Genomic DNA, 14035 nt, shown 5'->3' on the forward strand with positions numbered 1-14035 from the left:
CCCGCTACCTCCTGGTGCGCCGGGCCGGTCAGCTGTTGCCGCGTCGCGCGGCCCGTCGCTGCTGCTTGATGGTGTCGCGTACCTCGCGCTCGGTCTCGGCGTGCCGGCGGCCGGCGGCGGCCTTACGCACGCCGTAGCCGAACGCGGCCACCTTGACCAGCGGGTTGGCGGCCGCGGCGGAGACGACGGTGGCCAGGTTGGCGACGTTGGCGGTGACGTTCTGCGCGTGGCTGGTCATGGTGTCGACCTTCGCCAGCTGGAGGTTCACACCGTCGAGCGAGGTCTGCACCTGCTCCAGCGCGGTGTTGACGTTCTTCACAGTGGTGTTCACGTCACCGAGCAGCGGCGCGGTCCGATCGTTCAGGTCGTTGATCATGCGGGTGGTGGCGTCAACCGTGTGCCGCAGCCGCAGGATGGGCAGCGTCAGGATGAGCACCAGCACCGCGAACGCGGATGCCGCGATCAGCGCCGCGATCGCTCCAATGTCGCCCACGCCTGTCCTCCTCAAGCAGAGTTCCGCAGGACCCGACGTCCCCGGAACGCACAACCATGCCACCCGTACCGGCCGCCGAGCCGTCGGCGGTCACCGGTAGCGGGCGTGCCCGCCAGCCCCAGACCCTACCGTCCGTGATGGAGACCGGCTCAGGACGGTGAGGGTGTCAGCTCGCCCAGCGGATCCGCACTGACCGTCGGGAACGGATCCTCACCGGTCAGTGACGGGTCGGTGGTCGGCTGCGGCCTGGTCCGCTCGTCGTCGATCGCATTGCGCACCTTCACCGACACCAACGAGCCGGTGCACTCGGTCGCAGCGGCCGACGGGTCGCCGGACGGCACCACCGCCGGCTCGCCGTCCACCGGCGGCGGCACACACGTCGGCTCGCGTACCCACAGGTCGAGGGTCAACTCGTCGCGCCGCCAGCAGGTGTAGCTGCCCTTCGTCTGCTGCTCCGGGCAGCGGCTCACCTTCCACGGCTGCCACCCGTCGCGGCGCAGCGCGTCCTCGTAGACCTGCGCCGTCTCCTTGGGCGACTTCTCCGAGGTCACGGTGCGCTCACGCAGCCGGCAGTCGAGCAGGCACCAGCGGCTGCCGCTGACGTCGTCGACCGTCTTCGCGGCCGCCCAGGCGGGCACGCCCAACTGGTCCAGGTTGTCGAAGACCGGGTCACGGCTCAGCGTCCGGATGCCGAAGAAGAGCGGCACCGCGCCGAGCAGCACGACGCTGACCAGCACCAACACCGCCGCGCGCAGGCGACGTCGTTCGCGGGTCTGCCGGCGTTCCTCGGAACGGGCACCCGGTGCGGCGTCCTCGTCCGGCGCATCCTGACCGGCCGAGCGCAGCGCCGGCTTGTCGGAGGGCTCCGGTGCCGGCCGGTCCACCGGGCCGGACACGGCGGGCACCACGGCGGCGGCACGGGCCACGCCGACGGGCTCGCCGGCGCGCCCGGGCGGTGGCACGGGCGCGACACCGCTCGGCTCGGCACGGCCGGGCTCCCGATTCGGAGGCAGGGCGCGTCCGGCGGCACGGTCGGCCGACGCGGGTCGCCCGGCCGGCGCAGCACCACGGGCCGGCCCGGGCTCACCGGTCGTCCGGTCGTCGGTGGGCGGCTGCCCGCCGGGTGGGCGGACGGCGGCACGAGCCGGACCGTCCGGACGCGACCGCGGCGGACCATCCACACCCGGCGGCACCGCCGCGCGAGCCGGTCCGTCCGGGCGGGTCGCGTCCCGGGGTGCCGCCTCGCCACCCGGGCCGGGACGCAGTGGGCCGTCAGCGCCACGGCGTCCGGTGCCGGGTGCCGGCGCGTCGCCCGGGACGGGACGGGCCCGGCCGGGTTGGACGGAGCGGGCAGCGCCCCGAGCAGCGGAACCGGTGCCGGGTCGACCACCGGGGTACGGGTCGGCGCCCTGGTCGCTCGCGGGCCCCGGTCGACCGGGGACAGTCGTACCGTCGGGGCCGGGCTCGGCCGGTGGACGACGTCGCCGGCCGGTCGGATCCGGGGCGGGCGGTGCGTCCGGGCCGGGTCCCGCCACGGCACGGCCACGCTGACCGGCGGGGTCCGGAGTGGGCACCGTCGCGGCGCCCCGCCCCCGGGCGGGCCGGTCGCCGGGCGGCGGTGGGTAGGTCAGGGCGTGCTCGCCGGTGGATCCCGGCGCGTCGGGCCGGACGGCGCGACGACCGGTCGGTGCGTCCGCGCCCGGGTCGACCGGCGGGCCGGCGGGCCGACGGGCGGCGGTGCGTTCCGCGGCCGGGTCGGGCACGGCGAGCCGACCGGACGCCTGGTCGGTGAGGTCTCCCGTCCCGGTGGGCGACGCCGGACGGCGACCCCCGGCCGGTGGACTGCCGTCTCGGCGGTTGACCACCGGCAGGCCGGGGTCGGTGTGTGGCAGGCGGCCGGCCTGGCGGAGCCAGTCCGCGGGCCGTTCCGGGCGGTCCGGCCGGTCCAGGCGGGGTTCGCCGCCGGGCGGCGTTCGGCGTTCCGGTTCACCGGAGACGACCCGGCGGCGACCGGTGCCGTCGGCGGGGCCGGTGGTGGGCATCGCGCCGCTGTGCGCGCCGGTCGCCTCGGGCACCGACGACGCGTTCCCCGAGCGGGGCACGGGTGGCGCGTTGCCCGAGCGGGGCACCACCGGCTCGTCGGGTTCCGCGGCGCGGCGACGCCCGCCGGCTGTCGGACGGGGACCTTCGGAAGCGCGCCCGGCGGGCTCGGGCGCACCGGGGTCGGCCGGGCCCGGACGACGCCGGGCGGTACGCGGGTCACGGTCGATGGCGGGGTCGGGCCGCAGGCCCTCCGCGCTCGGCGGCACGACGCCGGCCGGCGCGCGGTCGAAGCGCGCCGGCCCGGGGGCGGCGGGTGCTCCGGCGGCCCGCGCCGGGTCGGGTGCCGAGCCGGCGGCGCGGCGGCCGGCAGTCGTGCCGTCGGCGGGCGGACGGGCACGGCCGGGTTCGGCCGGTTGCTCCGGGCCGGGTCGGCGGACGGGCGGACCGGCATCCGGACGGCGCAGCGGCGGCATGGCGTCGGGATGACCGCCGGGTGCGGCGGGGTCCTGATGACGGCCCGGCGGAACAGCGGCGTCCGGACGACGGGCCGGCGAGGCGGGGGCGTCCGGGCGACGACCGGCCGGGGAGCCTGAGGTCGGTGGGCCCACGGGTGGGCCGGGAGGGGCTGCCGCACCGCGCGAACGGGTCGGGCCGCCGGGCGCGTCGGGTGCCGGACGAGGCCCCTGCGGGCCGGCCGGGTCACTCCCGGCGGGGCGAGCGGCGGGTGGCGGCGGTGGTACGGCAGCGCGGGCGCCGGGTACCGGCTGCACGCCGCGGCGCGGCGGCTGGCCCGGTGCGGGGCCGGCGGCGGGTGGCCGGTTGTCCGGGCGACGACCCGCTGGCGGCGTCTCCCCGGGCCAGGGGCCGTCGACCGGTCGGCGGGCGGCGGCACCGCCCGGTTCGCTCTGGCGCGGGGCCGGCGGCGCCGAGGACTCCGGCGCACTGCCGCGCGCACCGGCCGGCTCTCCCGGCGTACGCGGGGTGGGTTGTGCCGGCGGTCCGGCCGGGTCTGCCGGCGGCATGCCACCACGGGGCCGGTTCGGCTCCGCCGGTGCGCCGTCCGGACCCAGCTCGGTGCGTTGCTGCTTGGCCGAGCGCAGGTCGTCGATCCAGCCGAACTCCTCACCGGCTACCGGCTCCTCCGGCTCGGGCTCAGCCGGCCGGCCGCGACCCCAACGGCGGGTCTTGGCGCGGGGATCGCGCCGCTCGTCCGGGCCCTCGTCCGGGCGGTCCCCACCACGCGATCTCACTGTTGACCCTCTCCTGCGGCGTCGGTGCCGCTGTCCTGCATCGTGCCGGGGGCACCCGTGCCCGTCGTCGGACGGGCAGTCCCCGGGGATAGCGCTGGCGCGGTCTGCGCCGTTACGGACGGCTCGGCTGTCGGCGTCTGCGGGCGCGCGGCCGGAGCCGGCAGGCCACGCACGATCCGGCGCAGCAGCGGCAACCGGCTGGCCACCGACCGCTCCGCGCCGTGCGGGCTGGGCTGGTAGTAGTCGGTGCCCACGAGGTCGTCCGGGACGTACTGCTGGGTGACCACGCCGCGCTGGTCGTCGTGCGGGTAGCGGTAGCCGGTCCCGTGGCCCAACCCTCGGGCGCCGGCGTAGTGCGCGTCGCGCAGCCCTCGCGGCACCGGGCCACCGCGACCGGCCCGGACGTCGGCGACGGCGGCGCCGATGGCGGTGGTGGCCGAGTTCGACTTGGGCGCGGTGGCCAGGTGGATCACGGCCTGGGCGAGGTTGAGCTGCGCTTCGGGCAACCCGACGTACTCGACCGCGTGCGCGGCGGCGGTTGCCACGCTCAGCGCACTGGGATCGGCCATGCCGACGTCCTCGCTGGCGAAGATGACCAGACGACGGGCGATGAACCGGGCGTCCTCACCGGCGACAAGCATGCGGGCCAGCCAGTGCACCGCCGCGTCCACGTCCGAGCCGCGCATGCTCTTGATGAAGGCGCTGACCACGTCGTAGTGGGCGTCGCCGTCGCGGTCGTAGCGCACCGCCGCCACGTCGACCGCCTGCTCGGCGGTGGCGAGGTCGATCCGCCCGCCGCCGAGGGCCGTGGCGGAGGCCGCCGCCGCCTCCAGCGCGGTGAGTGCCTTGCGGACGTCACCGGCAGCCAGCCGGACCAGGTGGTCCTCGGCCTCGGTGGTCAGGGTCAGTGCGCCGTCCAGGCCACGCTTGTCGACGACCGCGCGGCGCAGCAGGCCCCGCACCGCCTCGTCGTCCAACGGTTGCAGGGTGAGCAGCACGCACCGCGACAACAGCGGCGAGATGACCGAGAAGTACGGGTTCTCGGTGGTGGCCGCCAGCAGGGTGACAGTGCGGTCCTCGACGGCGGCGAGCAGCGAATCCTGTTGGGTCTTGCTGAACCGGTGCACCTCGTCGATGAAGAGCACGGTCTGCGGGCCGCCGGAACGGCGCTGGCGGCGCGCCGCCTCGATCACCGCCCGGACGTCCTTCACGCCGGCGGAGAGCGCCGACATGGCCACGAAGCGGCGATCGGTGGCCCCGGCCACCAGGTGCGCGATGGTGGTCTTGCCGCTGCCCGGCGGGCCCCAGAGGATCACCGACATCGGCGCCCCGCCGGAGACCAGTTGCCGCAGGGGCGCGCCGGGAGCGAGCAGGTGCTCCTGCCCGACCAACTCGTCGAGGGTCACCGGGCGCATCCGGACGGGCAGGGGCGAATCGTCGGCCACCGCGGTGAAGCCGTCGACACCGGCGGGACCGTCGGGCGCGCTGCGCGACCCGGCGGGTTCACCGAGGGAGAAGAGGGCGTCGGACTCCATCACGAAGACAGTACCGGGCCGGGCCCACGACGCCGGAATCGCGCCGCAGGCCCGTCACCGGTGATCGGTTCCGGTCAGCCACGCCCGGGGCGACGGCCCCGGTACCAACGGCCACCGCCACCGCCGCCGCCGCCACGCGGGCCGCTGCCCACGCCGGCCAGGTAGAGCGAGAGCAGGAGAAGTCCGATGAGCACGAGGGTGTTCCAGTTGAACAGGTCGGGTGCGCCGAAGTTGGTGTTGAGCAGATCGATGAGCAGGGCGAAGCCGAAGACAATCGCGGCCAGGATGGCGAGCATGTCAGTCCTCCGGTGGGGGTTCCCAGTAGGTCGGCGCGTGATGTACCCAATCGGTCGACTCGCCAATCTCCACGGTGGAGACGGCCACGCCACGAGGGCCCGGCGGCGGCAATCGATCCCCGGCTCCTAGGCTGGACCGCATGATCATCGACGACCGGGTGCTCCAGGACCGGAGCGCCGTCCTGGCCGCCGTCGGCCATCACCCGTTCGCCCGGCACGCGCTCGGGCGGGCCGTGCCGGCCCGCGCGTACCAGCGTGGTGGCGCCGTGCTGTGGTTGGTGCCGTCGGAGTACGGACCGGCTGGCTGCGCGATCGGCCCGGCCGAACCGGCGCTGGAGATCTGTGTCGCGCTCGCCGCCGACGGAATGCTCCAGCCAGGACAGCGGCTGCACCTGCCTCGACACGATCGCGGTCGGCTGGTCGACCGGCTGGCGGTGGCCGAGCACAGCGACTGGGACTTCCACTGGACCGACACGATGCCGCCGGCGCAGCCGGACGAGCAGCCGGTGGCACGCCTCACCGACGCCGACCAGCCGGCGCTGGCGGCTCTGGTGGAGGAGTCGTTCCCCACCAGCACCTCCCGACCGGGCGACCCACGGGTGGTCGACTGGTACGGCATCCGGGCCGGCGACCGGTTGGTGGCGTGCGGCGCGGACCGCAGCCAGGGTGACATCGGTTTCCTCGCCGGCCTGACCGTCGCCCCCGACCAACGAGGTCGAGGGCTGGGCGCGTCCCTGACCGCGGGGATGACCCGGGCGCTGCTGGCGCGCCACGACATGGTTGGGCTCGGCGTCTACACGCACAATGTCGCCGCGGGGCGGCTCTACCGCCGGCTCGGCTACACCAACACCCTCCCGCTCAGCTCGATCCGCCTCGCCTGACCGCAGAGGGGGCCCCTTGCGGACAAGGGGCCCCCTCCTCAACGGTCCGCGGCGGGAACCGGAACCGCGGTCGGCTCCACGGCCGGGGCGGCCCGACGCCCGGCCAGCCAGGCGGGCAGGTAGAGCGGTGCGGCGACGGCCAGCACCACAGCACCGACGACCATCGCGGTGCTGACGCTGGCGGCGGCGGCGATAGCGGTCAGGACCACCCCGCCGAGGGCGGCGGCCGGCTGCGCCATCATCGAGTTCAGCGAGAGCACGCTGGTCCGGTACGGGCCGTCGACCTGCCGGTGCAGCAGCCCACTGTGCAACGGGTTGGACGCGCCGTGCACGGCGTAGCAGGCCAGGTAGGCCACCAGCACGCCGACCGGTCCGGCGAACAACCCCATCCCGACCACCGTCACGCCCTGGAGGATGCGCAGCAGGGCCGCACCCGGCGCGGCGCCGAACCAGCGCAGCAGCAGTGGAGTCAGTGCCGCACCGGCGGCCGAGGCGAGCCAGGCGGCCGAGTTCGCCGGCCCGAGCAGCGCCGCGGCGCGTTCCGGGTCGCCGATCACCTCGGCGAGCCGGACCGGCAGCAGTGACTCGAAGGTGACCATGCCGAAGCCCCAGAACAGCTCGACGGCCACCAACGCCAGCAGCACCCGGGAACGACGCAGCAGGCCGACGGCCTGGCCGATCATCCGGGGCGCCTGGACCACCGAGGCCCGCAGCGCCGCGAACCCCGTGGCCGGACGCTCTTCGACCAGCAGCACGACCAGCGCGACGAGCGCCGCCACCTGCGCGACGATGGCGGCCAACACGGGCACCGTCAGCGCGCTGACCGGCCCGATCGGGCCGAGCGCGATGAGACCACCGCTGAGCAGCGCGCCACCGGCGATGGCCCCACCGATGACGGTGCCGGCGTAGCCGAGACCGCGCTCGTACTCGGCCTCCGGGTCGGCCGCCAGGGTGGCGTCGACGTACCAGGACTCCAACGGGCCGCTGTCCAACGCCCGGTAGATGCCCTGCAGAGCCCAGACCACGAAGAACAGCACGAACGAGTCGGCCACCGCGAACAGCGCCAGCGAGGCGAGGTTCAGCACCCCCGCGGCGAGCAGCACCGGTCGACGGCCGAGGGCGTCGGCGAGCCCGCCGGTGGGCAACTCCAGCGCCAGCACCAGCAGCCCCTGCGCCGTGGAGACCAGGCCGATCTGCGGCAGCGACAGGCCGCGCTCCTGCATCAGCAGGATCATCACCGGGATCATCAGACCCGTGGGCAGCCAGCGCAGACCGTAGAGCGTGAGGTAACGACGCCGAACCTGGCGTACGGTCAGCGCGCTCACCGGAGGCCCTCCAGCAACGGGTATGCCGCCAGGAAGACCTGCACGGGGCGGGCCTCCGGGTCGGCCGGGCCAGCGGCGCCTGCGGTTTCGGCCTCGCGGTGGTAACGCTCCAGCACCTGCCACACCTCCGCCTTGAGCTCCTCGAGCCGAGCCGGCGGGATGGTCATGAAGATGTCGCCCATGCCGAACCCGTCCCGCCAGGCGGCCGACCACTCGTGCTGGGTGGCGAACCAGCGGTCGGCGGTCTCGGCGAGGAGACGCACCTGGTCACCCTGGATCCACTCGATCGCGGCCCGGGCGTCAGGGTCGTCGTCGAAGTCGGACGGCTCCCAGTTGGTGACGTCGTGGGCGGCCTGCCACCAGCGCTGCCGCCCGCTGCCCCGGTCGGGATCCTCGATGACCAGCCCGACCTCGGCGAGCTGTCGCAGGTGGTAGCTGGTCGCACCGGTGTTGGTGCCGAGCAGCTCGGCGAGGGTGGTCGCGGTAGCGGGCCCCTTCACGCGTAGCGCTCCGACCAGCCTCATTCGCAGCGGGTGCGCCAGCACCCGGACCTGCCGTTTGTCGATCCGCACTTCACGCAGCGCAGGCCGCGAGACGCCTTCGTCATTCCCCATGACTACACACTATCTCTGCACACTTCCTGTGCACAAGAGTTATGCACAGGAAGTGTGCATGTTCCGCTCAGTGGGCGAGGAGTTCGCGTACGCCGCGCAGCCGGGTGCGCAGCAGGCCTGCGGCACGGGCGGAGTCGAGGCGTACGTCCAGAGGGCGCACCAGACCGGTGGCCGCGCTGGTGGTGGTCCTCAAACCGGCCGCGTCCAGGCCGTACCGCCCGGCGACCAACAGGCCCAGCTCGGCCCGGCTGACCGCGTCCGGGCCGGCCACGTTGAGCACACCGGCGTACGTCGAGGCGACCAGCTCCAGCACGGCGTCGGCCAGGTCGGTGACGTCGATCGGGCAGCGCAGCTCGTCGGTGAACAGGGTGGCCCGGCCGGCGAGCGCGTCCCGGCAGAGCTGGATCTGCTTGCTGCCCTCCCCCACGATCAGGGAGGTCCGCACCAGCGCCGCGTCCGGGTCGATCGCCCGTACGGCGGTCTCGGCCGCCGCCTTCGCGGCACCGTACGCGTGCACCGGCGTGGGTGGTTCGTCGTCGGCGTACGGCACGGGTCGTCCGGCGTGCAGCGCGTCGCTGGACACGTGCACCAGCCGGGCACCCACCTCGGCGGCGGCGAGCGCCACGTGCGCTGCCCCGTCGGCGGTGACCGCCCAGTCGCCGTACCGATAGGGGGTTCCGACCACGGCGTCCGGCCGCACCTCGGCGACCAGCGCGCGCACGGCGGACCGGTCGGTCACGTCCAGTCGTCGTGCCGCGACTCCCGGCACGTCGATCAAACCGGAGTGGAACGTCCCGACAACCGACCACCCGGCCCCGAGGCCCCGCCGACAAATCGACCGCCCGAGTAACCCACTACCCCCGACAACAAGCACCCGCATCCCAGCCCACTCCCCCACCTAGGTTGATCATGAGGTTAACGAGCGACACGCCGATGCGTGGGCCCGCCAACCCCATGATCAACGAGGCGGGAGGGAGGAGATGCGGGTCAGACCGGGTCTGCTACCGGGGCCGCGGGGCCGGCGGTGCCGGTGTGGGCCGTTGCGGCGGGCTTGGGCTTGGCGTCGATGCCGGCCTCGGTGCGCTGCTGGGCGGTGATCGGGGTGGGTGCACTGGTCAGCGGGTCGAAGCCACCCCGGGTCTTCGGGAAGGCGATGACCTCACGGATGGAGTCGGCACCCGCGAGCAGCATGCAGACCCGGTCCCAGCCGAAGGCGATACCGCCGTGCGGCGGGGCGCCGTACTTGAACGCCTCCAGCAGGAAGCCGAACTTGTCCTGCGCCTCCTCGGGAGTGATGCCGAGCAGGTCGAAGACCCGCTTCTGCACGTCACCCCGGTGGATACGGATCGACCCGCCGCCGATCTCGTTGCCGTTGCAGACGATGTCGTACGCGTACGCCAGGGCCCGGTCCGGAGCCTCCTCGAACCGGTCGACCCACTCCGCGTTCGGCGAGGTGAACGGGTGGTGCACGGCCGTCCAACCGCCCTCGTCCGTGCGCTCGAACATCGGCGCGTCGACCACCCAGCAGAACGCCCAGGCGCTCTCGTCGATCAGGCCGGACCGCTTGGCGATCTCGACGCGGGCCGCCCCGAGCAGCTCCTGCGCCTCCCGGGTGGTGGCGCTCGCGGCGAAGAAGACCGCGTCACCCGGCTTGGCGCCGACCGCGTCGGCGAGTCCGCCCAGGTGCTCGGCGGAGAGGTTCTTCGCCACCGGGCCGCGCGCCTCGCCGGTCTCCGCGTCCAGCACCACGTACGCCAGGCCGCGCGCGCCGCGCGCCTTCGCCCAGTCCTGCCAGCCGTCCAACTCCTTGCGGCTCTGGGCCGCGCCGCCCGGCATCACCACCGCGCCGACGTAGCCGCCCGCGTCGATCGCCCCGGCGAAGACCCGGAACTCGGTGCCGCGCAGGTACTCGGTCAGCTCGGTCAGCTCGACGCCGTAGCGCAGGTCCGGCTTGTCCGAACCGTACCGGGCCATCGCGTCGTGCCAGGTGATCCGCGGGATCGGTCGGGTGATCTCGTGCCCGGCCAGGTCCTTCCACAGCGTCGAGACGATCGCCTCGCCGAGGTCGATCACGTCGTCCTCGGTGACGAACGACATCTCGATGTCGAGCTGGGTGAACTCCGGCTGCCGGTCGGCGCGGAAGTCCTCGTCGCGGTAGCAGCGGGCGATCTGGTAGTACCGCTCCATGCCACCGACCATCAGCAGCTGCTTGAACAGCTGCGGCGACTGCGGCAGCGCGTACCAGCTGCCGGGCTGAAGCCGCACCGGCACCAGGAAGTCGCGGGCGCCCTCCGGCGTCGAGCGGGTCAGCGTCGGCGTCTCGATCTCCAGGAAGTCCCGCTCGTGCAGCACACCCCGGGCGAGCTGGCTGGCGCGCGAGCGCAGCCGCAGCGCGTTCGCCGGACCGCTGCGGCGCAGGTCCAGGTAGCGGTACCGGAGTCGGATGTCGTCGCCGGCCTCGATCTGGTCGTCCACCGGCAGCGGCAGCGGCGCCGCCTCGGAGAGCACCTCCAGCTCGACGACGGTCACCTCGACCTCGCCGGTGGGCAGCTCCGGGTTCTCGTTGCCGGCCGGGCGACGGGTCACCTCGCCGACGACCTTCACGCAGAACTCGTTGCGCAGCGCGTGCGCATCTTCCTCGCGGAACACCACCTGGACAACACCGGAACCGTCGCGCAGGTCGACGAAGATGACCCCGCCGTGGTCGCGGCGGCGGGCCACCCAGCCGGCGAGCGTCACCGTCGAGCCGGCGTCCGCGGCGCGCAGGCTTCCGGCATTGTGGGTACGGATCACGGCTGGCAACTCCTCATCGTGGAACAGTCCTCACAGGCATTCTGTCAGGGGTGACAGCCCCGCCTCCGGGCACCCGGCAGGCCGGCACGATTCGCTGGTGGGGTGGACCGGCGAACCCGGCTCCCCCGGCAGCCGCGCCGGTTAACGTGGCGAAATGCGGCCCGTACCGAACTGGGCCGTCGCCACGGCGGCGGCGGCGCCCGTGCTGCTGGTGGCCGGTTGGACGGTGGCGCAGGCCCGACAGCCCGTCGGGTACGACCCGGTCCGGGACACCATCAGCGAACTGGCAGGACAGGACGCCACCGACGCCTGGATCATGGTGGTGGCCCTGGTGCTGCTCGGCTGCTGTTACCTGTCGGTCGCCGCCGTCCTGCACGCGGCCGGGCTGCCCAGCCGTTTTCTGCTCGCGATCGGCGGCGTGGCCACCATCGCGCTGGTCGCCTTTCCCCGGCCGCCGGTCGGCGGTTCGCTCAGCCACGGCGTCGCGGCGACGGTTGCCGTCCTCGCCCTGGTGCTCTGGCCGGCCGGCTCGGCACTGCGGCTGCCGCGCGGCCACGACACCGAGCACCCCACCCGACCGGAGCCGCCCTGGGCGTTCCGCCGGGCGGTGGGGTTGAGCACCACGCTCGTGCTGCTCGCGCTCTTCGGTTGGTGCGCGTTCGAGGTGACCAGTGGGTCCCGCACCGGGCTGGCCGAGCGGGTGACGGCGGTGGCCGTCTCCCTCTGGCCGCTGCTGGCGGTCATCTCCGCCCGGCGGGCGCACCTCGCCTGGGCCGCCGAGGGCACCACCACCGTCGGCCCGGCCCTGCCGACCCTCGGCGTCGTGCCCCCGGATCCACTCGGACCCACTCCCGGGTCGACTCCTCGACCGCCCGATCCGCTGCCGTGAGCCGTCGTTCGAGGTAGCCCGACGGTCGGGGCGGCGGTACACCAGGCCGCGCGACGCCGACCCCGGCGCTCCCGCGTCGCCACCGCTACGATCGCCGGATGTCCGCCGTTCCCCGCTGGGCCCTGCTGTCGGCCGGTGGCGCGCCACTGTTCCTCATCGGCGGCTGGACGCTGGCGCAGGCCGCCCAACCCGACGGGTTCGACCCGGTACGGCAGACCATCAGCGCGCTCGCCGCCACGGGCGCGGACGATCGGTGGATCATGACGCTCGGGCTTGCCGGACTGGGGCTCTGTCACCTGCTCACCGCGCTCGGCCTGGTCACCGCCGCGCCGGTGGGCCGGGGGCTGCTCGCACTGGGCGGGCTGGCCACGCTGGTACTTGTCGCCTTCCCCCAACGCCCGGGCGGTTCGACGACGCACGTCGTCGCCGCCGCCGTGGCGTTCGGGGCGTTGGCCTGCTGGCCGGCCCTGGCCGTGCCCGGTCGAGCGGGGCGCTCCTCCGGCCCGCTCCAGCGGGAGTCGCCGACCGGGTCCACCCCGGGCTTGACCGCACGGCGGGCAGCGCTCGCGGTGTCGGCGGTCCTGCTCGGGCTGCTCGGCTGGTTCGCCGTCGAGTTCTTCTCCGACGGGGCCCGGATCGGGCTGACCGAACGGCTGTTGGCGGCAGCCGAGGCCGTCGTACCGCTGCTCGCCGTGCTCGCCGCGCTGGGCTCCCGGCGGCGCTCGGGACCGACCGCGCCCCGCTGACCGTCGTCGCCGACGCCGCGCGGCCGCTCAGCAGTCGGGCAGGCACACGGACGGGCCGCCGGAGATCCCGGCGGCCCGTACGCGGTGACTGGATCAGAAGACGCTGACGCCGTAGCGGCTGAGCGCCTCGGTGACCGGCTGGAAGAAGGTCGTGCCACCGGTGCGGCAGTTGCCGCTACCACCGGAGGTCAGGCCCAGGGCGGTGGTGTTGGCGAACAGCGAACCGCCGCTGTCGCCCGGCTCGGCGCAGACGTTGGTGCGGATCAGGCCGGAGACCGAACCCTCGGCGTAGTTCACCGTGGCGTTGGTCGCGGTCACCGAGCCGCTGCGCAGGCCGGTGGTGCTGCCGGAGCGCTGCACCGACTGGCCGACCGACGCGTTGCCGGCGCCGGTGATGTCGCGGAAGCTGCCGTTGTAGAGCGAGACGTTGCCGGCGGCGTTGGCCGAGTTGTTGTGCCGCACGATGCCGTAGTCGTTGCCCGGGAAGCTGGTGCCGGTACGGCTGCCGAGCAGCGAGGTCTGGGCGGAGTTCGAGTACCAGCTGGCCGAGATGTTCGTGCAGTGCCCGGCCGTCAGGAAGGAGTAGGTGCTGCCACTGCGCACGTTGAAGCCGAGCGAGCAGCGCCCGCCCCCGCCGGCGTAGATGGCCTGGCCGCCGGAGATCCGGGTGCTCAGCACGCCCGCCTCGGCCTCGACCCGGACCGCGCCGTTGGCCCGCGCGGCGGCGGCCTTGACCCGCTCCAGCTTGGCCCCGGTGACGGTGCTGTCGACGGAGACGACGACCTGGTTGGTGACCGGGTCACTCCACCAGGCGGTGCCCGGGATCTTGGCGGAGCGCTCCAGCTCGGCGGTGGCCCGGTTGAGCTCGGCGGCGCCGCGGGTGACGTAGCGGACGACGGCGCCGGCCTTGCTCGCCTTGCTGGCGGCTGCCGCGTCGGTCACCGTGACGACGGATTTGCCGCTGGCGTCGATGTACGAGCCGGCGGAGCGGTCGCCGAGTTCCGCGGAGATCGCGGCGGCGGCGTCGGGGGACGCGGCAGGAGCGGCCTGGGCGGGCGCGCCGATGAGCGAGCCGACGACCAGGGTTCCGGAAACGGCGACTGTGGCCGCAACGCGGAATGAGGACCTCGTGGGTCGCATGTAACAAACCTCCTGGGCGGGGGAGCGGGT

At 74.4% G+C, this 14035-nt stretch carries 12 protein-coding genes; 3 read left to right on the forward strand and 9 right to left on the reverse strand.

All coding sequences use genetic code 11. The annotated features are described in order from the left end of the window. Positions 1 to 28: 28 nt before the first annotated feature. The 4 genes from ABTW72_RS07830 to ABTW72_RS07845 form a co-directional block, all read right to left on the reverse strand. Positions 29 to 493 (reverse strand): DUF948 domain-containing protein, encoded by a 465-nt coding sequence (locus tag ABTW72_RS07830; RefSeq protein ID WP_112677951.1) that lies wholly within the window; start codon positions 491 to 493, stop codon positions 29 to 31. Positions 494 to 642: 149 nt separating this feature from the next. Further along, positions 643 to 1338 (reverse strand): hypothetical protein, encoded by a 696-nt coding sequence (locus tag ABTW72_RS07835; RefSeq protein ID WP_350856702.1) that lies wholly within the window; start codon positions 1336 to 1338, stop codon positions 643 to 645. A gap of 2444 nt (positions 1339 to 3782) precedes the next feature. Further along, positions 3783 to 5321 (reverse strand): replication-associated recombination protein A, encoded by a 1539-nt coding sequence (locus ABTW72_RS07840; RefSeq protein ID WP_350855667.1) that lies wholly within the window; start codon positions 5319 to 5321, stop codon positions 3783 to 3785. Between the two features lie 74 nt (positions 5322 to 5395). Further along, a complete protein-coding gene (locus tag ABTW72_RS07845; protein WP_091401854.1) occupies positions 5396 to 5617 on the reverse strand; it encodes a hypothetical protein in 222 nt (73 codons plus the stop codon). Between the two features lie 140 nt (positions 5618 to 5757). Here ABTW72_RS07845 and ABTW72_RS07850 point away from each other — a divergent pair, with 140 nt between their 5' ends. Beyond that, the gene (locus ABTW72_RS07850) at positions 5758 to 6498 is read left to right on the forward strand and encodes a GNAT family N-acetyltransferase (protein ID WP_350855671.1); all 741 of its coding nucleotides are present in this window, start codon (positions 5758 to 5760) and stop codon (positions 6496 to 6498) included. 38 nt (positions 6499 to 6536) lie between these two features. Here ABTW72_RS07850 and ABTW72_RS07855 read toward each other — a convergent pair whose 3' ends face one another. From ABTW72_RS07855 to aspS, 4 genes are all read right to left on the reverse strand, one after another. Then, on the reverse strand, positions 6537 to 7823 hold the full coding sequence (locus ABTW72_RS07855) for an MFS transporter (protein ID WP_350855674.1): 1287 nt from the start codon (positions 7821 to 7823) through the stop codon (positions 6537 to 6539). Next, positions 7820 to 8437, reverse strand: a complete 618-nt coding sequence (locus ABTW72_RS07860) for an ArsR/SmtB family transcription factor (RefSeq protein ID WP_350855677.1) — start codon at positions 8435 to 8437, stop codon at positions 7820 to 7822. Before ABTW72_RS07860 ends, ABTW72_RS07855 begins: the two co-directional genes overlap by 4 nt. A gap of 67 nt (positions 8438 to 8504) precedes the next feature. Then, entirely contained in the window at positions 8505 to 9317 is an 813-nt protein-coding gene (locus tag ABTW72_RS07865) for an SDR family oxidoreductase (protein WP_350855680.1), read from the reverse strand. Positions 9318 to 9424: 107 nt separating this feature from the next. Then, positions 9425 to 11230, reverse strand: coding sequence for an aspartate--tRNA ligase (aspS, locus tag ABTW72_RS07870; protein WP_091401845.1), 1806 nt, complete (start codon positions 11228 to 11230; stop codon positions 9425 to 9427). A 154-nt stretch (positions 11231 to 11384) separates the two neighbouring features. Here aspS and ABTW72_RS07875 point away from each other — a divergent pair, with 154 nt between their 5' ends. Then, a complete protein-coding gene (locus ABTW72_RS07875; protein ID WP_350855683.1) occupies positions 11385 to 12119 on the forward strand; it encodes a DUF998 domain-containing protein in 735 nt (244 codons plus the stop codon). 98 nt (positions 12120 to 12217) lie between these two features. Then, complete coding sequence (locus tag ABTW72_RS07880; RefSeq protein ID WP_350855686.1) at positions 12218 to 12865, forward strand: DUF998 domain-containing protein; 648 nt, start codon at positions 12218 to 12220, stop codon at positions 12863 to 12865. 93 nt (positions 12866 to 12958) lie between these two features. On the opposite strand, the gene ABTW72_RS07885 is transcribed toward ABTW72_RS07880, so the two are convergent. After that, positions 12959 to 14005, reverse strand: coding sequence for a S1 family peptidase (locus ABTW72_RS07885; protein WP_350855688.1), 1047 nt, complete (start codon positions 14003 to 14005; stop codon positions 12959 to 12961). Between the last annotated feature and the right edge of the window lie 30 nt (positions 14006 to 14035).

It is taken from the genome of Micromonospora sp. NPDC127501, from assembly GCF_040302185.1.
GTDB lineage: Bacteria > Actinomycetota > Actinomycetes > Mycobacteriales > Micromonosporaceae > Micromonospora.